Annotated in this window: 25 protein-coding genes; 20 read left to right on the forward strand and 5 right to left on the reverse strand. The window is 46.2% G+C overall.

Features of this window, described 5'->3' with window-relative positions:
* Positions 1 to 25: 25 nt before the first annotated feature.
* The 14 genes from soxY to mnmH all read left to right on the forward strand — a co-directional run bounded on the left by soxY (position 26) and on the right by mnmH (position 9,927).
* Positions 26 to 478, forward strand: a complete 453-nt coding sequence (gene soxY, locus ICN39_RS06040; protein WP_216233163.1) for a thiosulfate oxidation carrier protein SoxY — start codon at positions 26 to 28, stop codon at positions 476 to 478.
* A gap of 56 nt (positions 479 to 534) precedes the next feature.
* Entirely contained in the window at positions 535 to 843 is a 309-nt protein-coding gene (gene soxZ / locus ICN39_RS06045; RefSeq protein ID WP_215363351.1) for a thiosulfate oxidation carrier complex protein SoxZ, read from the forward strand.
* Positions 844 to 898: 55 nt separating this feature from the next.
* Positions 899 to 1,714 carry a sulfur oxidation c-type cytochrome SoxA gene (gene soxA, locus ICN39_RS06050; RefSeq protein WP_216233164.1) on the forward strand — a complete coding sequence of 272 codons (816 nt, stop codon included), beginning with the start codon at positions 899 to 901 and terminating at the stop codon, positions 1,712 to 1,714.
* Positions 1,715 to 1,733: 19 nt separating this feature from the next.
* Positions 1,734 to 2,372, forward strand: a complete 639-nt coding sequence (gene soxX / locus ICN39_RS06055; protein WP_216233165.1) for a sulfur oxidation c-type cytochrome SoxX — start codon at positions 1,734 to 1,736, stop codon at positions 2,370 to 2,372.
* 48 nt (positions 2,373 to 2,420) lie between these two features.
* Complete coding sequence (soxB, locus tag ICN39_RS06060; RefSeq protein ID WP_216233166.1) at positions 2,421 to 4,151, forward strand: thiosulfohydrolase SoxB; 1,731 nt, start codon at positions 2,421 to 2,423, stop codon at positions 4,149 to 4,151.
* A gap of 31 nt (positions 4,152 to 4,182) precedes the next feature.
* On the forward strand, positions 4,183 to 4,620 hold the full coding sequence (locus ICN39_RS06065; RefSeq protein WP_216233167.1) for a DsrE family protein: 438 nt from the start codon (positions 4,183 to 4,185) through the stop codon (positions 4,618 to 4,620).
* Positions 4,595 to 5,584, forward strand: coding sequence for an MBL fold metallo-hydrolase (locus ICN39_RS06070; protein ID WP_255532325.1), 990 nt, complete (start codon positions 4,595 to 4,597; stop codon positions 5,582 to 5,584). Before ICN39_RS06065 ends, ICN39_RS06070 begins: the two co-directional genes overlap by 26 nt.
* Positions 5,585 to 5,642: 58 nt before the next feature.
* The gene (locus ICN39_RS06075; protein WP_255532326.1) at positions 5,643 to 5,960 is read left to right on the forward strand and encodes a hypothetical protein; all 318 of its coding nucleotides are present in this window, start codon (positions 5,643 to 5,645) and stop codon (positions 5,958 to 5,960) included.
* 20 nt (positions 5,961 to 5,980) lie between these two features.
* Positions 5,981 to 7,102, forward strand: coding sequence for a YeeE/YedE family protein (locus tag ICN39_RS06080; protein WP_216233168.1), 1,122 nt, complete (start codon positions 5,981 to 5,983; stop codon positions 7,100 to 7,102).
* A gap of 24 nt (positions 7,103 to 7,126) precedes the next feature.
* On the forward strand, positions 7,127 to 7,564 hold the full coding sequence (locus tag ICN39_RS06085; protein WP_216233169.1) for a YeeE/YedE family protein: 438 nt from the start codon (positions 7,127 to 7,129) through the stop codon (positions 7,562 to 7,564).
* Between the two features lies 1 nt (position 7,565).
* On the forward strand, positions 7,566 to 7,994 hold the full coding sequence (locus ICN39_RS06090) for a DUF6691 family protein (RefSeq protein ID WP_216233170.1): 429 nt from the start codon (positions 7,566 to 7,568) through the stop codon (positions 7,992 to 7,994).
* 72 nt (positions 7,995 to 8,066) lie between these two features.
* A complete protein-coding gene (locus ICN39_RS06095) occupies positions 8,067 to 8,411 on the forward strand; it encodes a TIGR01244 family sulfur transferase (protein WP_216233171.1) in 345 nt (114 codons plus the stop codon).
* Positions 8,412 to 8,427: 16 nt separating this feature from the next.
* The gene (locus tag ICN39_RS06100) at positions 8,428 to 8,847 is read left to right on the forward strand and encodes a thioesterase family protein (RefSeq protein ID WP_216233172.1); all 420 of its coding nucleotides are present in this window, start codon (positions 8,428 to 8,430) and stop codon (positions 8,845 to 8,847) included.
* Positions 8,848 to 8,853: 6 nt separating this feature from the next.
* Entirely contained in the window at positions 8,854 to 9,927 is a 1,074-nt protein-coding gene (mnmH, locus tag ICN39_RS06105) for a tRNA 2-selenouridine(34) synthase MnmH (RefSeq protein WP_216233173.1), read from the forward strand.
* Here the strand turns inward: mnmH and ICN39_RS06110 are convergent.
* Positions 9,924 to 11,108, reverse strand: a complete 1,185-nt coding sequence (locus ICN39_RS06110) for an acyl-CoA dehydrogenase (protein ID WP_216233174.1) — start codon at positions 11,106 to 11,108, stop codon at positions 9,924 to 9,926. The genes mnmH and ICN39_RS06110 overlap by 4 nt on opposite strands.
* 106 nt (positions 11,109 to 11,214) lie before the next feature.
* On the opposite strand from ICN39_RS06110, the gene ICN39_RS06115 reads away from it, so the two are divergent.
* Positions 11,215 to 11,925: a queuosine precursor transporter gene (locus tag ICN39_RS06115; protein WP_216233175.1), complete on the forward strand. Its 711-nt coding sequence runs from the start codon at positions 11,215 to 11,217 to the stop codon at positions 11,923 to 11,925.
* A 113-nt stretch (positions 11,926 to 12,038) separates the two neighbouring features.
* Positions 12,039 to 13,646 carry an ABC-F family ATPase gene (locus ICN39_RS06120; protein WP_216233176.1) on the forward strand — a complete coding sequence of 536 codons (1,608 nt, stop codon included), beginning with the start codon at positions 12,039 to 12,041 and terminating at the stop codon, positions 13,644 to 13,646.
* A gap of 37 nt (positions 13,647 to 13,683) precedes the next feature.
* Here the strand turns inward: ICN39_RS06120 and ICN39_RS06125 are convergent, their stop codons facing one another.
* From ICN39_RS06125 to ICN39_RS06140, 4 genes are read right to left on the reverse strand one after another with little or no spacing between them, the layout of a single operon-like run.
* Entirely contained in the window at positions 13,684 to 13,947 is a 264-nt protein-coding gene (locus ICN39_RS06125; RefSeq protein ID WP_216233177.1) for a DUF1289 domain-containing protein, read from the reverse strand.
* On the reverse strand, positions 13,944 to 15,119 hold the full coding sequence (locus tag ICN39_RS06130; protein ID WP_370623698.1) for a GNAT family N-acetyltransferase: 1,176 nt from the start codon (positions 15,117 to 15,119) through the stop codon (positions 13,944 to 13,946). The genes ICN39_RS06125 and ICN39_RS06130 overlap by 4 nt, the downstream gene beginning before the upstream one ends.
* A complete protein-coding gene (gene gloA, locus ICN39_RS06135) occupies positions 15,119 to 15,505 on the reverse strand; it encodes a lactoylglutathione lyase (RefSeq protein ID WP_216233179.1) in 387 nt (128 codons plus the stop codon). Before gloA ends, ICN39_RS06130 begins: the two co-directional genes overlap by 1 nt.
* Before the next feature lie 2 nt (positions 15,506 to 15,507).
* Positions 15,508 to 17,178, reverse strand: coding sequence for an electron transfer flavoprotein-ubiquinone oxidoreductase (locus ICN39_RS06140; protein ID WP_216233180.1), 1,671 nt, complete (start codon positions 17,176 to 17,178; stop codon positions 15,508 to 15,510).
* Between the two features lie 158 nt (positions 17,179 to 17,336).
* Between ICN39_RS06140 and ICN39_RS06145 the strand changes: the two genes are divergently transcribed.
* The 4 genes from ICN39_RS06145 to ICN39_RS06160 are packed head-to-tail and all read left to right on the forward strand — an operon-like array spanning position 17,337 to position 22,702.
* Positions 17,337 to 18,038, forward strand: a complete 702-nt coding sequence (locus ICN39_RS06145) for a CoA transferase subunit A (RefSeq protein WP_216233181.1) — start codon at positions 17,337 to 17,339, stop codon at positions 18,036 to 18,038.
* Positions 18,039 to 18,080: 42 nt separating this feature from the next.
* Positions 18,081 to 18,731 carry a CoA transferase subunit B gene (locus tag ICN39_RS06150; RefSeq protein WP_216233182.1) on the forward strand — a complete coding sequence of 217 codons (651 nt, stop codon included), beginning with the start codon at positions 18,081 to 18,083 and terminating at the stop codon, positions 18,729 to 18,731.
* 35 nt (positions 18,732 to 18,766) lie between these two features.
* Positions 18,767 to 20,641, forward strand: a complete 1,875-nt coding sequence (locus ICN39_RS11260; RefSeq protein ID WP_216233183.1) for an alpha/beta fold hydrolase — start codon at positions 18,767 to 18,769, stop codon at positions 20,639 to 20,641.
* A 27-nt stretch (positions 20,642 to 20,668) separates the two neighbouring features.
* Positions 20,669 to 22,702, forward strand: coding sequence for a bifunctional (p)ppGpp synthetase/guanosine-3',5'-bis(diphosphate) 3'-pyrophosphohydrolase (locus tag ICN39_RS06160; RefSeq protein WP_216233184.1), 2,034 nt, complete (start codon positions 20,669 to 20,671; stop codon positions 22,700 to 22,702).
* Positions 22,703 to 22,715 lie beyond the last annotated feature (13 nt).

Consider the following 22,715-nt stretch of genomic DNA (forward strand, 5'->3'; position numbering starts at 1 on the left):
AGAGTGGATTATTAAAGGAGTTTTTATGAATCAGCAGCGACGCAGTTTATTGAAATATTCAGCCGTTTTCGGCTTAATGGCTTCTGCGGGTCTTATTAGCGTAGCCCAAGCCCAAGAGTGGAATAAAGCCGCTTTTGAGGGTAAGAGTCTAGATGACGTGTTCAAAATCTTGGGTGCAGGTAGTCCAGATAAGTCTGGCGCCGTTACTTTGAACGCTCCAGATATCGCAGAAAATGGTGCGGTGGTTCCAGTTGGAATTGTCACAACCCTTAAGGCGGAGCAAATGGCAATCTTGGTTGAGAAAAACCCAAGCGCTTTAGCAGCACAGTTCTATATTCCTTCTGGTACCGAGCCTTTTGTTACTACTCGTATCAAGATGGGTCAAACCTCCAATGTATATGCTTTGGTAAAAGCTGATGGCAAGTGGAGTATGGCTGTTAAGGAAGTAAAAGTGACTTTAGGTGGATGCGGCGGTTAATCAACCCCAATCCAAATAAAAACCATTAATTAATTACTAGATTACAAGAGGAATACATGTCTGATCCAATGCGCGTAAGAGCGGCCGAAAACGGCGGAATTGTGGATGTAAAAATTTTGATGAAGCACGATATGGAATCTGGTCAGCGTAAAGATGCTGCTGGCAAAACCATTCCTGCGTGGCACATTACTACTATTAATGTCAAAGCTAATGGCAAAGATGTATTAAATGGTCAGTTTGGTCCAGCAGTTTCCAAGGATCCATTCTTGAACTTCAAATACAAGGGCGCCAAAGGTGACAAGATTGTTGTGAGCTGGGTGGATAGCAAAGGTGACAAGCGCACCGACGAAGCAACTGCTTCTTAATTTGCTGGTTGAATCATTAATCTTTACTATCTCATGGGTTTTGAAAGGGTTGCAAATGCAGCGTAAATTTACTTTAGGGCTAGCCTCAGGAATGATGGCTGCTTTATTAACAGTCTCATCCTCTGTATCGGCGCAAAATAGTGCTACAGACGATATTGCAAAATATCGCGAGATGATTGCTGACGGCAACCCTTCAGAGCTTTATGAGGCGGCTGGTGAGGAATTGTGGAAAAAGCCTGCTGGACCCAAGAGCGCTACTTTAGAAAAGTGCGATTTAGGTTTAGGACCAGGCGTAGTGAAGGGCGCAGCAGCTCAGTTGCCGCGTTACTTCAAAGACACCAATAAGGTTCAAGATCTTGAGTCCCGTTTAATGACTTGTATGCAGAAGCTACAGGGTCGTGATCCGCAAGAGATGATTGATGCCCCGTTTCAAAAAGGCCCCAAGAAAGACATGGAGGCCATTGTTGCTTACGTAGTTACTTTGTCTAAGGGCGACAAAATTAAAGTCAGCACAGCACATCCAAAAGAAAAAGAGATGTATGAGCTTGGTAAGCGCGCATTCTTTTTCCAAGGTGGCCCAATGGATTTCTCATGTGCTTCATGCCATGGCGAAGATGGCAAACGAATCCGCTTGCAAGACTTGCCAAACATCACAACCCAAAAGGGTGCTGCCTTGGGTTGGGGTTACTGGCCGGCATATCGAGTATCGAGCGGACAGTTTTGGACCATGCAGCAACGTTTGAATGATTGCTATCGTCAGCAACGTTTCCCATTCCCGATTTATGCCTCTGATTTAACTATAGCGGTATCAATGTACATGGCTAAGAACGCCAATGGCGGCACAGTTGAAACCCCTGGCTTAAAGCGTTAATGGATAAGAGATAGAGACTATGAACATGAAGAATATTAAATCCCTCTTAGCTATTGGCAGCTTCGCCTTGGTTACAGTAGTGATGCATGGCAATGCAACAGCACAGCAAGCTAATGATCCTAAATTCAATAAGATGATGAAGGATGGCTTTAAGGCCGATGGTATTGCTGGATTAGATCGTATTGCGCAGGATGAAACTCAAAAGTTTTGTTCAGACCCTGTGTTTGCTAATAGCAAGCAGGGTGCGAAAATGCGTGAAAAGATTCAGAAAATGAATATGGACAGTATTAAACAGCCGTCTGATGGCAAGTACATCGGCGATTGGAAGAAGGGTGAGGCGATTGCGCAGAGCGGTCGTGGCGCTACTTGGACTGATAAGGCTGATACCGTCATTGGTGGTGGCTGCTACAACTGTCACCAAATAGATCCTAAAGAAATCTCCTATGGAAATATCGGCCCATCTCTAACAGGCTATGCAAAGATGCGTGGCTATTCTCAAGAGGTAGTGACCTATACATGGAATCGTATTAATAATTCCAAGGCTTACAACGCATGCAGTAATATGCCGCGTTTTGCGCACTTCAAGCTCTTAAATGAGCAGCAGATTCAGGATGTGATGGCATTGCTGCTTGATCCTGCTTCACCAGTAAATCAATAAAGAAGCAAAAAAACAGGCCGATAGGCCTGTTTTCATAAGGGGAGTGTTATGTCTTTAAGTCGTCGCGATTTTTTGCAGGCCTTAGCGATTGCCTCTGCAGGTGGAATGAGCTTGCAGTCCAATTTTGTGAATGCGCAAAGTACTGCGCAAAAATTTTATGACTTACCAAAGTTTGGTAATGTCCACTTTCTGCATTTCACGGATTGTCATGCGCAGCTATTGCCCATTTATTTCCGTGAGCCTAATGTTAACCTCGGCATTGGAGCGCAAGAAGGTAAGACCCCACACTTGGTTGGTGAATACTTCTTGAAAGCAAATGGCATTGCACCAGGCACGCGCGATGCTCACGCCTTTACCTATTTAGACTATGTAGCTGCTGCGCAAAACTACGGCAAGATGGGCGGGTTTGCCCATATGGCTACGTTGATTAAGCAAATGAAAGCAAGTCGTCCTGGCGCTCTATTGCTTGATGGCGGTGATACTTGGCAAGGCTCTGGAACAGCGCTTTGGACCAACGGTCAAGACATGGTAGATGCTGCTCTAGCATTGGGTGTGGATGTGATGACGCCTCATTGGGAAATGACTTTGGGTGAAAAGCGCGTCATGGAAATTGTGAATGGCGATTTCAAGGGCAAAGTTTCCTTCATAGCGCAAAATATTAAGACTGCTGACTTTGGCGACATGGTCTTTAATCCTTATGTCATGAAAGTTCAGAATGGCATTCAGGTGGCCATCATTGGTCAAGCCTTCCCGTATACGCCAATTGCTAATCCCCGTTACTTCACTCCTGATTGGACCTATGGTATTCAGGAAGAGAATATGCAAAAGACCATTGATGAGGTGAGATCAAAAGGTGCAAAGGTAGTGGTACTCCTTTCCCATAACGGCATGGATGTGGATTTGAAGATGGCCTCTCGTGTCCGCGGTCTAGATGCAATTTTGGGCGGGCATACTCATGATGGCGTTCCTATTCCGGTGAAGGTAAAGAATGCTGGTGGAGTAACGCTGGTTACTAATGCTGGATCTAATAGTAAGTTCTTGGGTGTGCTGGATTTTGATGTAAAGGGTGGTAAGCCGGTAGATTTCCGCTACAAGCTATTCCCAATTTTCTCTAATATGATTCCAGCAGATCCAACGATGAATAAGTTGATCGCTAAAGTCAGGGCTCCGTATGAAGCCAAGCTCAATGAGAAGTTAGCAACCACAGAGGGTCTCTTGTATCGCCGTGGTAACTTTAACGGTAGCTTTGATCAACTCATCTTGGATGGATTGATGGCCCAGAAGAATGCGGAGATTGCTTTCTCACCAGGCTTCCGTTGGGGTACCAGTCTATTGCCAGGTCAAGCGATCACACGCGAGAATCTTTTAGATCAAACCGCAATTACTTATCCATACACCACTGTTACCAATATGAGTGGTGAAACAATCAAAACGATTCTTGAGGACGTTGCTGACAACTTGTTTAATCCGGATCCCTATTACCAGCAGGGTGGGGATATGGTGCGTGTAGGTGGAATGCAATACACCATCGATCCAGCGCAATCCGCTGGTAAACGTATTACCGATATGCGTTTGAATGGCAAGTCGATTGATGCAAATAAAACCTACAAGGTCGCTGGTTGGGCTCCGGTCAGCGAAGAGGCAAAAAATGCAGGCGGTGAAGCAATCTGGGATGTCATGGAACGTCACTTGCGCGATGTCAAAGTCGTCAAAGCGGTAAAGCTCAATGAGCCAATCATTAAAGGTGCTTCAAATAACCCTGGCATGGCTCCAATTTAATTAGCTATATATCACTACACGAGATCTAAGTATGAAAAAACTATTTTCTATCATCACCTCTTTAGCTCTGACATTGGGATTTTGCTCAATTGCTTCAGCCCAATCTACTGGCAATACTAAAGTGGTTTATCACATTGATGACGCTGAAACACAAGGCCTAAAAGGGCTGCGTAATATCCGTAATCATTTGGATACTGCTCCCAATACCATCATTATTGTTGTGACCCATGCCAATGGAGTGGATATGCTGATGGAAGGCGCTAAGGATAAGAAAAACAATGTGGAATATGCACCATTAGTTGGGGCTCTAAAGTCTCGTGGTGTGAAGTTTGAGGTGTGTGAAATCACTTTAAAAAATCGTAATCTGAAAAAAGATCAGTTCACCTTGGATGCGGATTTCACCCCATCGGGTGTAGTTCGTGTAGCAGATTTGCAGTACAAAGATGGCTTTGCTTACATCAAGCCTTAAGCAACCCAGCATGAGTTACCCTAAAAGACTAGTGGGGATCCTTTTGGGATCCCTTATTTTTTTTAGTCTAGCTTTTGGTCAAAGCAAGCCCGCTGATACTGTTCGGATAAAACCCATTCAGGTGGCGCCGCACACTTATTTTGTCCAGGGCCTTCCTGAGATGGGAAGTAGCACCAATCAGAACTTCATATCCAACGCTGGTTTTGTTGTGACTCCAGGAGGGGTGGTGGTAGTTGATGCATTGGGTTCACCTATTCTTGCGCAAAAGTTAATTGCTGAAATCAAAAAGATTACCCCGCAAAAAGTGGTTGCTCTTATTGTCAGTCACTATCACGCAGATCATGTTTATGGTTTGCAAGAATTTAAAAAGATAGGTGCAACAATTTATGCACAAGGTGAGGGCAGAAACTACCTTTCCTCTGAAACGGCAAAGCAGCGTCTAATTGCCTCAAGAATCGATTTCGCCCCTTGGGTAAATGCAAATACCAAACTCATTTCTGCCGATGTGTGGATTGATCAGAAATTGAAATTGACGATTGGCGGCATTGATTTCTTTATCAGTAGAGTAGGGCCTGCCCATGCTCCTGAGGATCTGATGGTGTATGTACCTTCGGAGAAAGTGCTTTTTGCGGGAGACCTGGTGTTTAGAGGTCGCATTCCCTTTGTGGGAAATGCAGACAGCAAAGGATGGCTGACGGCTTTGGATGAGATAGAAAAATTGAATCCGAGTCTTGTCATACCGGGTCATGGTGGCTACTCTGTGAAGCCGGTCGAAGACATTGCCTTCACCAGAAATTACTTGAAATATCTGCGTGAATCCATGTCCAAGGCAGCTATCAATATGGATTCTTTCGAGGATGCGTATAAGCAGGCTGATTGGTCGGAATACGAGGGAATGCCGCTATTTAGGGCTGCTAATCGTATGAATGCCTATAACGTCTACCTGTCTATCCAGGCGGAGTAGGGCAATTTCAGCCATTGGGCCTTAAAATAGAGGATTAATGCTAAATCCTTGATTTGTAATGAAAATGATTTTTCTTCGATCTGTTGCTGTGGCTGTATTAAGTGCGCTAATGAGCGCGCCGGTGCTTGCTACTCCGGATTTAGCAAATGGCAAAACCATTGATCAGCAAAAGTGTTACGCCTGCCATGCCAAAAAAACGGGCTTTGGGAATGGCGACATGATTTATACCCGTTCAGATGGCAAGGTGAAATCCCTAGCCGATTTGAAGAAGATGGTGTCACTTTGCAATGCAGAGCTTCGTCTTGATTTATTTCCGGAGGATGAGGCAGATGTAAGTGCTTTTCTAAACAAGCAGTTTTATAAATTTAAACCTTAATTTTTCAAGACACAGTCGCTATGGATGTTGTAGATATCAATTCTTTAAGTAAGTCAGTCCTCTGGGCAACGTTTGCTATTACCTTTTTCTTAGGTGCGGTCATGCAAAAGACCGGATTTTGTAGCATGGGCGCAGTTTCTGATGTCTTCATCATGTCTAGCTGGGATCGCTTAAAGCAATGGTTCTTGGCTATTGGGGTCGCCATCATTGGTTTTACCTTGATGTCTTATTTCGGCTTGATTGATCCTCTTAAGAGTATCTATACCGGTAATAAATTTTTATGGCTCTCCACTGCTGTTGGTAGCGTCTTGTTCGGCTTTGGGATGGTTTTAGCCTCAGGTTGTGGCAGCAAGACATTGATCCGTATCGGTGGCGGCAACTTAAAGTCACTGGTTGTCTTTATGGTGCTGGGTTTAACCGCCTACATGACAATGCGCGGATTCTTAGGTGTAATTCGCATTAACACCTTAGACACTGTTTTCATTGCCTTTAATACTCCTCAAGACTTGCCTAGTCTTTTAAGCGCGCCTCTTGGCATTGCACGTCCCATTCTGCATTTGGCCCTAGGTTTAATGATTGGCTCTGCTTTTATTGCTTACGCATTGGCGAGCAGGTCATTTTGGACTGCTGAAAATATCTTTGCGGGTATTGCTGTGGGAGTGGCGATCTGTGCGGTTTGGTGGGTATCAGGCAATCTAGGCTTTGTTGCTGAAGATCCAAATACTTTGGAAGAGGTATTTTTGGTAACGAACTCTGGTCGAATGGAGAGCTTATCTTTTGTTGCCCCATACGCTTATTCACTTGACTGGCTCATGATGTATAGCGACACCTCTAAAGTCTTAACAGTTGGCATTATGGCTGTCTTAGGAATGATCCTGGGTTCTGCGGCAGTCTCGATTGCAACGAAATCATTTCGTTGGGAATCCTTTCGCAATTCTGAAGACACAGCCAATCATTTAATTGGCGCCGCATTGATGGGCTTCGGTGGCATTACTGCTTTAGGTTGTACAGTAGGGCAGGGTTTGAGCGGTATTTCTACGCTAGCCCTTGGCTCATTGCTGGCTTTACCAGGATTTATTTTTGGGGCTTATTTGGGGCTGCGTTACTTGCAGGTACGTCTTGCCCCCAACCCTTGCAGTTAATTTTATAAATTGATAGATTAAATTATGCAAATTGACTGGTTCTCGTTTACACCCATTCCTTCTTTATTAGGAGGAATGATTCTTGGAGTGGCTGCAGCGCTTTACGTTTTGCTTCATGGACGCATCTTGGGAATCAGCGGCATTATTTCTGGTTTATTGCATCCAAAATTAACCGACACAGCATGGCGCCTGAGTTTGGTTTTGGGTTTGGTATCGGCCCCATTCATGGCGGCGCTGTTTTTTGGAATATTTCCTGTTGTAGAGATTGAGTCTGATTGGATTGCGATTGTGATTGCAGGCCTTCTAGTAGGCTTTGGTGCGCACTACGGATCTGGTTGTACTAGCGGTCATGGTATCTGTGGACTTTCTCGCTTATCACCTCGTTCACTTGTTGCCACACTGTCATTTATGGGCGCAGGTTTTTTGACTGTCTTTGTTCTGCGTCACTTGATCGGAGTCTAAGATGAAAAAACATTTTGGCCTTTTTAGTCAATACGCAATTGGCGTTCTTTTTGGTTGGGGTTTAATCATCTCAGGTATGAGTAATCCCCAGAAGGTATTAGGATTTTTGGATCTAACGGGCCTTTGGGATCCATCCTTAATGTTTGTGATGTTGGGTGCGGTAATGGTCGGACTTGGCGGTTTTTATGTGGTTAGCAAGAGGACCGAGGCTTTTTTTGGCGGAGTCTTGCATATCCCAACGCGGAGAGATATCACGAAGCCCCTCATTGTCGGCAGTCTCATTTTTGGAGCGGGCTGGGGAATTGCTGGCTTTTGCCCTGGTCCTGCCTTGGTTGCCTTGGGTGCCGGGCACCTGAAAGCCTTGGTATTTGTTATTGCCATGCTGGCGGGCATGGAAATCTGCGAGCGTTTCTTCTCAGCCCATAAATAGGCTTCCAGCTAAGTAGGATAGGCCTGATTTAAAATCAACCCTATTACGTCATTATTCAATGCAGAGGGTTTCATGAGTCTTCCCATTTCTTGTCATAACGATCAGTTCGGTACCATTGGTCAAATTGAGCCAAGCCACTTAGCTGAAATTGCAGCACAAGGCTATAAGAGTGTGATTAATAATCGTCCCGATGGTGAGGGCGGTCCAGATCAGCCAACCAATGCCAGCATTCAGGCTGAAGCAGAAAAGCTGGGTCTAAATTACGCATACTTACCGGTTGTACCTAGTGCAATCACTGTTGATCAAGTAAGAGAGATGGCCCATTTATTGAAGACTATGCCTGGACCAGTGCTAGCATTTTGTCGCTCTGGCGCACGATCTACAAATCTATATCAACTTTCATTGCAAGTGAAATAAGAAGTTACTGGCCCTTATGCGCATCACTATCCCTGAAGAAAGAAAGCTTGTACATGAAATGATCATGCCCATTCGTTGGGGTGATATGGATGCGTATGGTCATGTTAACAATACCGTGTACTTTCGGTATATGGAGCAAGCTCGCTGTGAGTGGATCACTTCATTGGGTTACGATGTTGCTCCTGGTCGTGAGTCTATGTTGATGATTAATGGTTTTTGTAATTTTTTTCAGCAACTCACTTATCCAGGTGAGCTAATACTCAAGACTTCGATTGGTGCTGTTGGAAGAACAAGTCTAGATCTATACACCAGCATGGCGTTGACCACTGCGCCTGATATTGAGGCTGCCATCGGCGGCGCCACTATGGTTTGGGTTGATCTCACCACCAATAAATCAGCGCCTTGGCCTGAGCATGTTTTGCAACAGTTGCGCTAGTCCGTCGTGCAACCAACCAATCCCCACATCCTAAGATCTGATCAATTTTTATCCGAGCTGGATAAGTTTGATCTTGTGATTGATGTCAGGTCACCCGCTGAATTTGCCCTTGATCATATTCCGGGTGCAGTCAATTACCCTGTTCTCAATAATGAGGAGCGCGTCACAATCGGCACGCTCTATAAGCAAGAGTCTCCCTTTGCAGCAAAAAAACTGGGTGCGGCATTGGTTTCAAAAAATATTGCTGATCATTTAGAAAATCATTTTCTGGATTTTCCGCGTGAGTGGCGCCCATTAATTTATTGCTGGCGCGGTGGTGAACGTAGCGGGGCATTTACCCACATCCTCAATCGCATTGGTTGGAAAGCCAAGCAGCTCGAAGGTGGGTATCAGGGCTTCAGAAGAACCGTGATTGACGGCCTTGATCACGCAGCAAAACAATTTACATTCCAAGTGATCTGTGGAATGACGGGTAGTGGCAAAACGAGAGTACTGCAAGAGATCGGCGCTCTAGGTGCGCAGATTTTGGATCTAGAAGGCTTAGCTGTGCACCGTGGTTCCGTATTGGGTAATGAGCCCAATATAGAGCAGCCCTCTCAAAAAGGCTTTGAGACTGTGCTCTGGAACGCATTACGTTCACTCGATCCCGCTACACCGGTATTTGTGGAGTCGGAAAGCAAGAAGGTCGGCGGCTTACATGTACCCGATGCTTTGATGGAGAAGATTCGCAATGGAAGCTGCATCGAACTGCGCTCGAGTACACAGACTCGTGTCTCCTGGTTGACCCGTGAATACCATCACTTCTTGACCGATACCGATAATTTCAAAGAGAAGCTGGCTTTGCTCACTGCGCATTATGGGAAAGTACAGATTGCCAAATGGAATGAAGCCATTGATGCGGGCAATTTTCCGGAGCTGGTGGAAGAGCTATTGGTAAAGCATTACGACCCATCGTATCAATCATCGATCGTGAGGAACTTCCCTCAATACAAGATTGAAAATTTTGTACAGCTGGAGAGTGATAGTGACGAGGCCTTTGCAAAAGCAGCAAAGGCCATCATCAGTAAGCTAGGTTCTTAGCTAAACGCCTGAATACCAGTTTGCGCGCGACCTAGAATCAAGGCGTGGATATCGTGAGTACCTTCGTAGGTATTCACTACCTCGAGGTTCAGCATGTGACGCACCACACCATACTCATCAGAGATGCCATTACCTCCGTGCATATCGCGTGCCATACGTGCGATGTCTAAGGACTTACCGCAAGAATTACGTTTCATGATGGAGGTGATTTCTGGAGCAGCAATACCTTCATCTTTCATACGGCCTAAACGCAAACAACCCTGAAGACCCAGAGTAATTTCAGTTTGCATATCGGCTAATTTCTTCTGAATCAGCTGATTAGCAGCCAATGGTTTGCCAAACTGTTTGCGGTCCATGGTGTATTGGCGGGCAGCATACCAGCACCACTCAGCGGCTCCCAGGGCGCCCCAAGCAATGCCGTAGCGAGCAGAGTTTAAGCAAGTGAAAGGACCTTTAAGTCCCTCAACTTCAGGGAATTCATTTTCTGCCGGCACAAATACTTCGTCCATGACGATTTCACCGGTGATGGAGGCGCGCAGACCCATCTTGCCGCTAATTTTTGGAGCGCTGAGACCCTTCATGCCTTTTTCTAAGATGTAACCGCGAATGATGCCTTCATCATTTTTGGCCCACACTACAAAGACATCGGCAATCGGAGAGTTGGAGATCCACATCTTCGAACCTGTTAATGAGAAGCCGCCAGGAACTTTCTTGGCGCGGGTAATCATGCCGCCTGCATCAGAGCCATAGTTTGGTTCAGTTAAACCAAAGCAGCCAATCCATTCGCCGCTGGCTAATTTAGGGAGGTACTTTTGCTTTTGTGCTTCGCTACCAAATTCATTGATCGGCACCATTACTAGAGAGGACTGCACGCTCATCATGGATCGATAGCCAGAATCTACACGTTCAATCTCGCGCGCAATTAATCCATAAGAAACATAATTTAAATTGGCGCCGCCGTACTGCTCAGGAATCGTGATACCCAGGAGACCAAGTTCGCCCATTTCGCGGAAGATAGCTGGGTCAGTTGTTTCATTGCGATAAGCATCGTGAATACGGGGCATAAGGCGCCCTTGAGCATATTCAGCAGCTGCATCACGAATCATGCGCTCTTCTTCGCTTAGCTGGGTATCGAGAAGGAGGGGGTTCGCCCAGTTAAAGCTGGCCTTACTTTTGCTCATTGCTTTGGCATCCTATATTTCATGTTGTCTTAATTTTTTTAGCTGCTTCCTGCGAATCTTTAGGAATACAGATATTCTTATTTCTATTATCCATTTTTCTAGACTTATGGGCTCTCCTAGATCTCACCACCGCTATTACGACCTGATTTTGGCTGCCTTTGTGGCGGTCTTGCTCTGTTCGAACTTTATTGGCGCCGGTAAAGCGGCCGTAGTTGATTTGCCTTACTTCGGGGCAGTCCCATTTGGTGCTGGCATTTTGTTCTTCCCCATTTCCTATTTCTTTGGCGATATTCTGACTGAGGTCTATGGCTATGCCTATGACCGGAGAGCAGTTTGGACTGGCTTTGCAGCCCTTGCATTTGCGGCAATCATGGCGCAGATAGTGATTGCCTTACCTGTGGCGTCTGGCACCTATATGGCCAATTACCAGCAGGGCTTAGAAACCGTCTTTGGAAATTCTTGGCGTATTGCCATGGCTTCCATGTTCTCCTTTTGGTGTGGCAGCCTGGTAAATAGCTACGTTTTAGCGAAGATGAAAATCCTGACCCAAGGACGTTTTCTCTGGATGCGGACGATTGGCTCGACAGCGGTAGGGGAGTTGGTGGACTCCTCTTTTTTCTATATCTTGGCGTTCTACGGTATTTGGCCTACCCATGAAGTCATTCAGGTAGCGCTGGCCCAGTACGTACTCAAGACCTCCTGGGAGGTTCTGGCAACCCCCATGACCTATTGGGCTGTGAACTTCCTCAAGCGCAAGGAAAACGAGGATTTCTACGATATTCATACGAATTTCACCCCATTTAGGGTCAAAGTCTAATTTAAGGCGTTGGCTTCCTGCCAACCAAGACTCCTAAGCCGTTAAAATAACGGTCTTTGCCCCCAATTCGGGGGTAACTATCCAATTGAATTTCAGAAAGCTAGAAAACATCCGTGCTGTCAGCATCTAATATCACCATGCAGTTTGGGGCAAAGCCCCTGTTTGAAAACATTTCCGTGAAGTTTGGCGGCGGTAATCGTTATGGCCTGATTGGCGCAAACGGTTGCGGTAAATCAACCTTCATGAAAATTTTAGGTGGCGAGCTTGAGCCAACTAGCGGCAATGTGAGTTTGGATCCCGGCGTTCGTTTGGGTAAGTTGCGTCAAGATCAGTTTGCTTATGAGGATGTGCGTGTACTCGACGTTGTGATGATGGGTCACGAAGAGATGTGGAAGGCCGCTGCTGAGCGCGATGCAATCTACGCTAACCCAGATGCTACTGATGAAGATTACATGAAGGCTGCTGAGCTTGAAGGTAAGTATGCCGAATACGGTGGCTATACCGCGGAAGCAAAAGCAGGTGAGTTGTTGTTAGGTATCGGTATTCCGATTGACCAACACAATGGACCGATGAGCAACGTCGCTTCAGGTTGGAAGTTGCGCGTGTTACTTGCGCAAGCATTGTTCTCTGATCCAGATGTATTGCTGCTCGATGAGCCAACCAATAACTTGGATATTCACTCTATTCATTGGCTTGAAGATATCCTCAACCAAATTAAGAGCACCATCGTCATTATTTCCCATGACCGTCACTTCCTTAATGAAGTCTGTACGCATATGGCTGATATGGACTATGGCACATTGAAGGTTTATCCAGGCAACTACGACTCGTACATGCTGGCTTCTGTGCAGGCGAGAACACAACAGCTTAGCAATAACGTAAAAGCTAAAGAGAAAATTGCTGAATTAGCGGCTTTCGTGGCCCGCTTCTCTGCAAACGCATCTAAGGCACGTCAAGCGACTTCACGTCAGAGGCAGTTGGAGAAAATTGAAATTGTTGAAGTAAAACCTTCATCACGTCAAAACCCATTTATTCGTTTTGATACTGAGAAGAAACTTCATAACATGGCGGTTGAGTGCAACGCACTTACTAAAGCTTATGACCGCGTTATCTTCAAGAATTTCAAATTAGGTGTTCGTGCTGGCGAAAAGATTGCCATCATTGGTCAAAACGGAGCTGGCAAGACAACACTGCTAAAAACCATCTTGAGCAAGCGCTTTGATGGCATAGCTGCTGATAGTGGTGATGTGAAGTGGGCTGAGAATGCCAACGTTGGCGTAATGCCTCAAGACAATACTGAGATGTTTGCTAAAGACGAGTTGCTCATGGATTGGATGAATTGGTGGCGCAATACTGGCGACGATGATCAAGTCATCCGTGGCACTTTAGGGCGCTTGCTGTTCTCAGGTGATGATATTGGCAAGTCTGTGAAGGTGCTTTCTGGTGGTGAGAAGGGCAGAATGATTTGGGGCAAACTCATGCTTCAAAAATATAACGTCCTGGCAATGGATGAGCCAACTAACCACATGGACATGGAATCGATTGAGAGTTTGCAAATTGCGCTCGAGAAATACGATGGCACTCTGATATTCGTTTCTCATGACCGTGAGTTTGTATCCGCATTGGCTAACCGCATCTTGGAAGTAAAGATGGATGGTACGGTGGTAGATTACTCGGGAACTTATGAAGAGTACCTACGCAGCCAGGAATTGGCTGGCTAACTAAACCTCAGTAAAAAATAAGCCCTTAAATAAGCCCCTAAGCGGGCTTATTTTCTTTAGCTTGTCTCTGAAAGCGGGTCGCAGTACCCTCTGCGCGAATACGTTTCCACACGGAATCCTTTTCTTCTTGAGAAAAGAACACCCAATTACTCACTTCACCTAAGGTGCGACCACAACCTTGGCAGATCTCATCGTACAGCGTGGTGCAAACACCGATGCAAGGCGAGTCAGAGTCTGCGTCCCCAGTGGATAGGGAGTGGGAGCCATCTTGCGCAATAGATTTGGTGTCTTCAGAATTCATGGCTGTACTTTAGACGATTTCAAAGGACTGTGCTCGGCGAGCTCATCCACATAAGCCCCTATACCTTGATGCTCGCGATCTAGGAAGTGTTGTATAGCTTTGGCAAACTGAGGGTCTGCAATAAAATGGGCGGATTGAATGGTGGTAGGCAAGAATCCGCGTGCCATCTTGTGTTCACCTTGTGCGCCACCTTCAAAGGTTTGAATGTTCTTTGAAATGCAGTATTCAATTGCTTGATAGTAGGCAGTTTCAAAGTGCAAGCAGGGCACATGTTCGATGGCACCCCAATATCTTCCATAAGCCTTTGAGTTTTTAGGGTCAACAACCAGTAACGACGCAGCAATTGGATTGCCGCTTCTCTCCGCAATGATGAGATGTAAATTCTCTGGCATACGCTGCGCCCACAACTGAAAAAATGTCTCGCTTAGATAAGGGTTGGAGCGATGTTCTAGGTAAGTATTTGCGTAACAGCGATAAAAGAACTCCCAATCAGCATTGGTTGAGGATATTCCTGGTACATGTCTAAAAGTAATCTGCTCTCGTGCTACCTGTTCTCGTTCCCGTCGAATATTCTTGCGGCGCTTCATGGTGAGTGCGGCTAAATATTGTTCGAAATTCTCAAAGCCTTGGTTATGCCAATGAAACTGTACCGAGTCGCGCAACATGAAGCCTTGCTCCTGCAAGTTTTTTATTTCTGAGGAGTAAGGAAATAAGACGTGGGCTGATGACAGATTATTTTGCATAACCAAAGTCTTCAAACCTGCGATTAATTGCTGCTTTACTATGTTGGCATCTACATTACTGGCGCTCAAAAGCCTTGAGCCCTGGACCGGGGTAAATGGAATGGCGCAGAGAGCTTTTGGAAAATACTGCATACCTTGTTGCTCATAGGCCTGGGCCCAAGACCAATCGAAGACAAATTCTCCGTAGGAGTGTTGCTTTAAATACAAGGGCATCGCGCCTATGAGCTTCTGATCTTCTCTTAGAACCAGGTGAGCCACTTGCCAGCCAGTATTGCCACCGACACAAGTCGTTTCCTCTAGGCTGCTGAGGAACTCATGACGCAGAAAAGGACCTGCATCGGCAGGAAGCAGGGCGTTCCACTCCTCTGGAGGAATATCGCTAAGGCGATCTACTATTTCTAATTGAAATGAATCGGGCTCTGCCACGATCAACGCTGAATGAGCTCTATTTTGTAACCATCAGGATCGGTAACAAATGCAATGATGGTGTCACCGCCAGCTACTGGCCCAGCCTCACGAGTGACATTACCGCCAGCAGTCTTGATGGCAGTACAAGCTGCATAGGCATCCGGAACTTCGATTGCGATATGCCCATAGGCTGTGCCCAGGTCATAGGACCGAACACCATGGTTGTAGGTAAGCTCAATCTCCGATTGGCCATCACCATTCCCTTTACCGAAGCCAACAAAAGCAAGCGAATACTTTTGCTCGGGACGCTCTGTAGTGCGCAGTAAATTCATGCCCAATACTTTGGTATAGAAATCAACGGAGCGTTGAAGGTCGCCAACGCGAAGCATAGTGTGAAGGATCATCATAGTTACATCGCCGCGTAGTTAGGGCCACCACCACCTTCTGGAGTTATCCAGACGATGTTTTGGCTTGGGTCTTTAATGTCACAAGTTTTGCAGTGCACGCAATTTTGTGAGTTGATTTGTAAACGAGGTTTGCCATCGGTCTCCACAAACTCGTATACGCCAGCAGGGCAGTAGCGTTGCTCAGGACCGGCATAGGTTTTGAGGTTGATATCTACCGGTACAGAATCATTCTTCAGTGTTAAATGAATCGGTTGATTCTCGGCGTGGTTGGTATTGGAGATAAATACAGAAGAGAGGCGATCAAACGTAATCTTGCCATCTGGCTTAGGGTAGTCAATGGGTTTATGTTGGGCGGCAGGCTCTAAGCATTCATGATCGGCATGCTTCAAATGCACGGTCCATGGCATATTGCCACCCAAAAGCTTTTGCTCAAGACCAACCATTAAAGTGCCAACATATAGGCCTTTTGACATCCATGGCTTGAAGTTGCGCGCTTGATTGAGTTCAGTATGCAGCCAACTATTTTGAAACGCTGTTGGATAGGCAGACAAAACATCTTCAGAGCGATTTTCATTGATGGCTGCCACTGCAGCTTCAGCAGCAAGCATGCCAGTCTTAATCGCTGCATGACTTCCTTTGATGCGAGATGCATTGAGGAAACCAGCATCGCAACCAATCAGGGCGCCACCAGGAAACACTGTTTTAGGAAGACTATTTAAACCGCCAGCAGTCAGTGCGCGTGCACCATACGAAATACGTTCACCACCTTCAAATGTCTCCCGAATTTTCGGATGTAATTTGTAGCGTTGGAATTCTTCAAAAGGAGAGAGGTAGGGGTTTTTATAAGAAAGCCCAACCACTAAACCAACGGCGACCTTGTTATCGCCTAGGTGATAGAGAAATGAACCGCCATAGGTATCGCTCTCTAAAGGCCAGCCAGCTGTATGAACAACCAGTCCAGGCTTGCTCTTGGAGGGCTCAACTTCCCAAAGCTCTTTTATACCAATGCCATAGCTTTGTGGGTCTGCATCCTTATCTAGCGCAAACTGAGCAATCAGTTGCTTGCCAAGATGCCCGCGCGCGCCTTCGGCAAAGAGGGTGTACTTGCCACGTAATTCCATACCAAGTTGGAACTGATCAGTCGGTTTTCCTTCTTTATCTAGGCCCATTGACCCAGTGATGACACCGCATACTGCGCCTTGCTCGTTGTAGAGAATTTCTGCAGCTGGAAAACCGGGGAAAATTTCAACTCCGAGATTCTCAGCTTGTTGCCCTAACCAACGAGTCACGTTAGCAAGACTGACAATATAGTTGCCTTCATTCTTAAAGCAGTGCGGCAGCATCCAGTTTGGAACTTGGTATGAGTTATCGCTTGTTAAGAATAGAAATTGATCTTGCGTGACTGGAGTATCGAGCGGTGCACCAAGTTCTTTCCAATCAGGAAATAATTCAGTGAGTGCCTTAGGGTCCATCACGGCGCCAGAAAGAATGTGGGCTCCGATTTCAGAGCCTTTTTCTAAAACGCAAACGCTAATTTCTTTTCCTGAGGAGTTGGCTAATTGTTTAGCCTTAATAGCAGCCGACAATCCTGCGGGACCACCCCCAACAATGACGAGGTCATAGTCCATGGAGTCTCTGGGACCAAATTGCTCTACCAACTCTGCAGAATTCATACAATTTCTCCGAAATTTCTTAAAAATGGGGCATTTAAGCCCTGTTAGTTTAGTTCTAACTGACAAAAACAGATTTAGTGCCAAGACCGCCTAGCTTAGAGCGTCTTAAGCGTTATGATTGCTTTTTTACCCTTTTTGGCAATATTAGGACAAAAGTTATGAATAAAACTTACCCATCGGCAGTCGATGCCTTGCGGGATATCTTAAAAGACGGACAAAAATTGGCTGTTGGTGGTTTTGGTCTTTGTGGCATTCCTGAGGCGTTGATTCAGGCAGTAAAGGATCTGGGTGCGCAGAACCTCACTGCAATTGCTAATAATGCTGGAGTAGACGGCTTTGGTTTAGGTCTATTGCTCAACTCACGTCAAGTGAAAAAAATGGTTGCCTCATATGTGGGCGAGAACAAAGAATTTGAGCGTCAATATTTAGCTGGTGAGTTGGAGTTGGAATTTACGCCGCAAGGAACTCTGGCTGAAAAATTGCGTGCCGGTGGTTGTGGTATTCCTGCTTTTTATACTAAAACCGGTGTTGGTACATTGGTTGCTGAAGGTAAAGAAGAAAAAGAATTCGATGGCGAGAAATACATCATGGAGCGTTCTATCGTTTCAGACATCTCTTTAGTAAAAGCTTGGAAGGCAGATAAGTCGGGTAACTTAGTCTATCGCTACACAGCACGTAACTTCAATCCAGTGGTTGCTATGGCTGGCAAGATTACCGTTGCAGAAGTAGAAGAGATTGTTGAGAACGGTCAGCTGCATCCTGATGAAATCCATACTCCTGGCATCTATGTCCATCGCTTGGTGCTACATAAAACACCAGAAAAGCGCATTGAACAGCGCACGATGACTGCAAAAGCGTAATTCCCAGAACAGCAATAGAACAGAATACTTAGGAAGATCGAAATGCCTTGGACTAGAGATGAAATGGCAGCACGTGCTGCTAAAGAATTAAAAGACGGTTACTACGTGAACTTAGGCATTGGAATGCCTACTTTGGTAGCGAACCATGTGCCAAAAGATATGGAAGTATGGCTTCAGTCTGAAAATGGCTTGCTAGGTATTGGACCGTTTCCAACTGAAAAAACGATTGATGCAGACTTAATCAATGCTGGCAAGCAAACGATTACAACTTTGCCTGGTTCATCCATTTTCTCTTCTGCTGATTCATTTGGAATGATTCGTGGTGGAAAAATCAACATCGCAATCTTGGGTGCAATGCAAGTAAGCGAACATGGTGATTTGGCCAACTGGATGATTCCAGGAAAGATGGTCAAGGGTATGGGCGGTGCAATGGATTTAGTTGCTGGCGTAAAGCATGTGGTTGTATTGATGGAGCACGTTGCCAAGAAAAAAGATGGCACTGAAGAACTCAAAATTTTGCCTAAGTGCACATTGCCTTTAACCGGCGTAGGCGTTATTAGCCAGATCATTACCGATCTTTGCGTTCTTGACATCACTCCGAAGGGTTTGAAGTTGACTGAATTGGCTCCAGGCGTTACTAAAGAAGAGGTTATTGCTAAAACAGGAGCCCCTGTTGACACAACAGGTTTCTAATCAGCGTCACCAATTAATGGAATAATGGGTTCACCATGTCGGGCTCCCATCATTTCCATTCGAAGCCATCCAAACCCCAGAAGCAATCTGGGGTCGATCCTTCCTTACATGCTCATAAAAAGGGCGATGCGCAGCATACCCATAGCAAGCAAGTTTCAAATCAAAACCTACTGTTAATTGCCTTAGTACTGACCTTAGGTTTTTCAGGGGTTGAGGGTGCTGCTGCCTATTTCGCTAATTCATTGGCGCTGATTTCTGATGCCGGTCACATGGTGACTGATGCTGCTGCTTTAGGCTTGGCACTCCTGGCTCAAATTATTTCTCGTCGCCCACCATCTCCGAAGCATTCATTTGGTTTTGGGCGTGCTGAAGCGCTAGCGGCATTCGTCAATAGTATTGCGATGCTGGCTTTAGTTTTATGGATCGTCATTGAGGCGGTTAGTCGTTTTGCTAATCCCCATAAGGTGGATGGCTTGACTGTCACGGTTGTGGCTGCAATTGGCCTTCTGATGAACATCGTCGTGGCATTTGTTCTGTCTCGCGATAAAAAAAGCGTTAATACCCGCGCAGCACTTGTCCATGTTATGGGTGATCTATTGGGATCGGTCGCTGCATTGATTGCTGGTGTCGTGATCCAACTAACTGGCTGGATGCCAATCGATGCCATCCTCTCTATTCTGGTATCGCTGCTCATTCTTAAGTCCACCATCTCCATTCTTCATGAGTCCTATCACTTCTTAATGGAGGGTGTGCCTTTACACATTGACTACTTGCAAGTAGGTAGCGATTTAAGAAATATTCAAGGTGTGCTTGCGGTACATGATTTACATGTCTGGGAGATGACCCCTAGCTTTCCAGCATTGATTGGCCATATTGAAATAGCCAACATGCAAGAGTGGCCCCAAATTATGGCCCGTATAAATGCGATGCTTTTGGATGAACATGGCATTGATCATGTGACCTTGCAGCCTGAAGAGGTGGGCGACGATCACGATCATGAACATGATCATCAAAATCATGAAATTCATAATGCCGTACAGGCAGCAAATATATTTCATGATGGGGATATCTTTTATGTAGAGTGCGCTAGCGGTGATTCAACCCATCGTATGGCATATCACGCCTGGGGAAATCCCGGCAATAAAGTATTGCTGTGCGTTCATGGCTTAACAAGACGTGGCAGTGACTTTAAGACGCTCGCGTTGGCAATGTGCAAAGACTATTACGTTGTATGTCCCGATGTAGTGGGTAGAGGTGATTCAGATCGTCTTAGCAATTCAATGCTCTATGCCGTTCCGCAGTATGTTTCAGATATGGCTGCGCTAGTAAAAAAACTTGGCGTTACTCAGGTGGACTGGTTTGGTACCTCAATGGGCGGTCTCATTGGCATGGTCTATGCTGCAATGCCTAACTCTCCGATTCGTAGAATGATTATCAATGATGTGGGCCCTAAGATTGAGCCAGAGGCAATTAAACGTCTAGGCTCATATGTTGGTCAGCCGTTTAGTTTCTCGGATCGCACTGAAGCACTTCACCGCTTAAATGAAATCTGCGCCACTTTTGGTGAGCACACTCCTGAAGAGTGGGAGGTTTATAACGGCCCTATGTTGGTTCAGAAGAATGGTAAGTGGATCATGCATTACGACCCAGATATCTCTGTGCCGTTTGCATCCGTAAATCCGATCATGGCTAAAGCAGGCGAGATGGCGATGTGGCATGCCTTTAAGCACATTCATATTCCAATGCTGATAGTGCGAGGCGGCAACTCTGACTTGCTTTCCGCTGCCACAGTCGCAGAGATGTGCAAAGTCAATCCTTATGCACGCAGTATTGAGATACCCAATGTAGGTCATGCGCCCGCGTTTGTGAAGCCAGAGCAGATTGCTTTAGCAAAAGAATTCTTTAGTTAATTACTTTTTAATTACTCCACATTGCCAATGGCAAATGCCCCAAGCAATTCATTAAAAGAGTCGGTATTCGTAGATGCCTGGTATGGTGAGCCGGCAGAATTCCACGCAGCCGGCGTATTGCAAATATTGCAGTCTCTGAATCTAGATGAGGCAACATTAACTGCTGCAAGCAATATTGCACGCACCCACGGCAAAGAGGCGCTCACCAAACTCATCGGTGAGGAGCCTGCGAAATTACTCATCGGTTATCGCGGCTTACGTCAAGCGCAGGCAAAGCTAGTTCGTGGTGATGGCGGTATAAGTGTGACCGGTCAAGAAGAAATGTTACGCAAAATGCTGTTGGCGTTTGGTGATGACTTACGGGTAGTTCTCATCTATCTCGCCTCCCGCCTGCAGACATTGCGCTGGATTACACAAGAGAAGATCGAGATGCCTGCAGCTTGGGCTCAAGAGATTTTGAACATCGATGCCTCATTGGCTAATCGTTTAGGTATTTGGCAAATGAAGTGGGAGATGGAGGACTTGGCTTTTCGAGCGCTCTCGCCGCAGACTTATCGTGAAATTGCCAAGATGTTGGATGCCAAACGTATTGAGCGCCAATCATTCATTGATCAAATCGTATTGCAACTGCAAGAAGAATTAAAGGCGGCGCAGATTGAGGGTGAAGTGCTTGGCAGGCCAAAGCATATTTACAGCATCTGGAAAAAGATGGAAGGCAAGTCGCTAGACTTTGCCAATCTTTATGATGTCAGAGCATTTCGGGTACTCGTTGCCGACGTGAAATCTTGCTACGCGGTATTGGGAATCGTCCATAACGTCTGGCAGCCTGTGCCTAGAGAGTTTGATGATTACATCGCACGCCCTAAGCCGAACGGATATCAATCCCTCCATACGGTGGTGATGAATGAGGAAGGCATTTCGTTTGAGATTCAAGTGCGTACAGAAGCAATGCATCAGCAAGCTGAATATGGTTTGGCTGCCCATTGGCGTTACAAAGAGGGCGCTTATGTAGGCATGGCCACGCCGCCGAATCCTGCAAAACCAAACAAGCCTAGCATCAATCAGCAGCAGGGCACTCATAGCGCAGAGGTTGCTTATGAAAGGCAAATCGCTTGGGCTCGTCAGCTGATCTCCTGGAAAGAGGATGCTTGGGAGCAGCTTAAGCACCATGAGATTGATGACCATATTTATGTCCTCACGCCTTTGGGGAAAGTGATTTCCCTGGAGAAGGGCTCAACGCCCATTGACTTTGCATATGCGGTACACACCAATCTTGGGCATCGCTGTAGGGGCGCTCGCGTTGATGGCGCAATGGTTCCGCTTGAGACGGCGCTGAAGAATGGTCAAACGATTGAGATCATTGCCGTAAAACACGGTGGGCCATCACGTGATTGGATTAGTCCCGATAAGCACTACGTGCGCTCTCAAAGGGCACGTCAACGAGTGCGCGCTTGGTTTAATGCGCTTGATGATGAAGAGGCCGGGCAATCTGGAAAGGTGGCGGAGGGTAAAGCTGAAGCGACCCCCGAATTAAAGACGCCATCAACCCCACCTGAAATCGTTTTGCGCAATAGCAGTCATAAAGCAGGGCGGAGTGGCGATGTTTTAGTGGTTGGGGTGGATTCATTATTGACTCAGCTGGCGCGTTGCTGTCGACCTGTTCCACCAGATCCTATCGCGGGATTTGTGACGCAAGGTAGGGGTATTTCGATTCATCGCCGCTCATGCAAAACCTTCAGGGGGTTGCTCGAGAGGGCGCCCGAGCGGGTGATCCAAACGGCTTGGACTGCTTCTGCTGCAGATCCAGTGGTCAATCCAGAGCAAAAACGCGTGTTTCCAGCTGATTTAGTGGTGACTGGCCTGGATCGCCCAGAGTTAATGAGGGAACTCTTTGAAATTCTGACGAGGCAGGGAGTGCATGTGATTGATTTGCGTAAATCTGCCAAAAAAGGTCTTGCCCAGATCCTTTTAACGATTGAGGTTAAGGACTCTGAAGTACTGCGAGTTGTGCAAAATAGCTTAGAGGAGGTCAAAGGGGTCACCCAAGTGCGCCGCCGGTGATAAACTCTATGGC

The organism is Polynucleobacter sp. AP-Reno-20A-A9, from assembly GCF_018882085.1.
Classification (GTDB): Bacteria; Pseudomonadota; Gammaproteobacteria; order Burkholderiales; family Burkholderiaceae; genus Polynucleobacter.

What these genes read in the sequence shown, in the direction of transcription:
- soxY (WP_216233163.1), top strand. Translation starts at nt 26, where the DNA reads ATGAATCAGCAGCGACGCAGTTTATTGAAATATTCAGCCGTTTTCGGC.
- soxZ (WP_215363351.1), top strand. Translation starts at nt 535, where the DNA reads ATGTCTGATCCAATGCGCGTAAGAGCGGCCGAAAACGGCGGAATTGTG.
- soxA (WP_216233164.1), top strand. Translation starts at nt 899, where the DNA reads ATGCAGCGTAAATTTACTTTAGGGCTAGCCTCAGGAATGATGGCTGCT.
- soxX (WP_216233165.1), top strand. Translation starts at nt 1,734, where the DNA reads ATGAACATGAAGAATATTAAATCCCTCTTAGCTATTGGCAGCTTCGCC.
- soxB (WP_216233166.1), top strand. Translation starts at nt 2,421, where the DNA reads ATGTCTTTAAGTCGTCGCGATTTTTTGCAGGCCTTAGCGATTGCCTCT.
- ICN39_RS06065 (WP_216233167.1), top strand. Translation starts at nt 4,183, where the DNA reads ATGAAAAAACTATTTTCTATCATCACCTCTTTAGCTCTGACATTGGGA.
- ICN39_RS06070 (WP_255532325.1), top strand. Translation starts at nt 4,595, where the DNA reads ATGGCTTTGCTTACATCAAGCCTTAAGCAACCCAGCATGAGTTACCCT.
- ICN39_RS06075 (WP_255532326.1), top strand. Translation starts at nt 5,643, where the DNA reads ATGAAAATGATTTTTCTTCGATCTGTTGCTGTGGCTGTATTAAGTGCG.
- ICN39_RS06080 (WP_216233168.1), top strand. Translation starts at nt 5,981, where the DNA reads ATGGATGTTGTAGATATCAATTCTTTAAGTAAGTCAGTCCTCTGGGCA.
- ICN39_RS06085 (WP_216233169.1), top strand. Translation starts at nt 7,127, where the DNA reads ATGCAAATTGACTGGTTCTCGTTTACACCCATTCCTTCTTTATTAGGA.
- ICN39_RS06090 (WP_216233170.1), top strand. Translation starts at nt 7,566, where the DNA reads ATGAAAAAACATTTTGGCCTTTTTAGTCAATACGCAATTGGCGTTCTT.
- ICN39_RS06095 (WP_216233171.1), top strand. Translation starts at nt 8,067, where the DNA reads ATGAGTCTTCCCATTTCTTGTCATAACGATCAGTTCGGTACCATTGGT.
- ICN39_RS06100 (WP_216233172.1), top strand. Translation starts at nt 8,428, where the DNA reads ATGCGCATCACTATCCCTGAAGAAAGAAAGCTTGTACATGAAATGATC.
- ICN39_RS06110 (WP_216233174.1), bottom strand. Translation starts at nt 11,108, where the DNA reads ATGAGCAAAAGTAAGGCCAGCTTTAACTGGGCGAACCCCCTCCTTCTC.
- ICN39_RS06115 (WP_216233175.1), top strand. Translation starts at nt 11,215, where the DNA reads ATGGGCTCTCCTAGATCTCACCACCGCTATTACGACCTGATTTTGGCT.
- ICN39_RS06125 (WP_216233177.1), bottom strand. Translation starts at nt 13,947, where the DNA reads ATGAATTCTGAAGACACCAAATCTATTGCGCAAGATGGCTCCCACTCC.
- gloA (WP_216233179.1), bottom strand. Translation starts at nt 15,505, where the DNA reads ATGATGATCCTTCACACTATGCTTCGCGTTGGCGACCTTCAACGCTCC.
- ICN39_RS06140 (WP_216233180.1), bottom strand. Translation starts at nt 17,178, where the DNA reads ATGAATTCTGCAGAGTTGGTAGAGCAATTTGGTCCCAGAGACTCCATG.
- ICN39_RS06145 (WP_216233181.1), top strand. Translation starts at nt 17,337, where the DNA reads ATGAATAAAACTTACCCATCGGCAGTCGATGCCTTGCGGGATATCTTA.
- ICN39_RS06150 (WP_216233182.1), top strand. Translation starts at nt 18,081, where the DNA reads ATGCCTTGGACTAGAGATGAAATGGCAGCACGTGCTGCTAAAGAATTA.
- ICN39_RS11260 (WP_216233183.1), top strand. Translation starts at nt 18,767, where the DNA reads ATGTCGGGCTCCCATCATTTCCATTCGAAGCCATCCAAACCCCAGAAG.
- ICN39_RS06160 (WP_216233184.1), top strand. Translation starts at nt 20,669, where the DNA reads ATGGCAAATGCCCCAAGCAATTCATTAAAAGAGTCGGTATTCGTAGAT.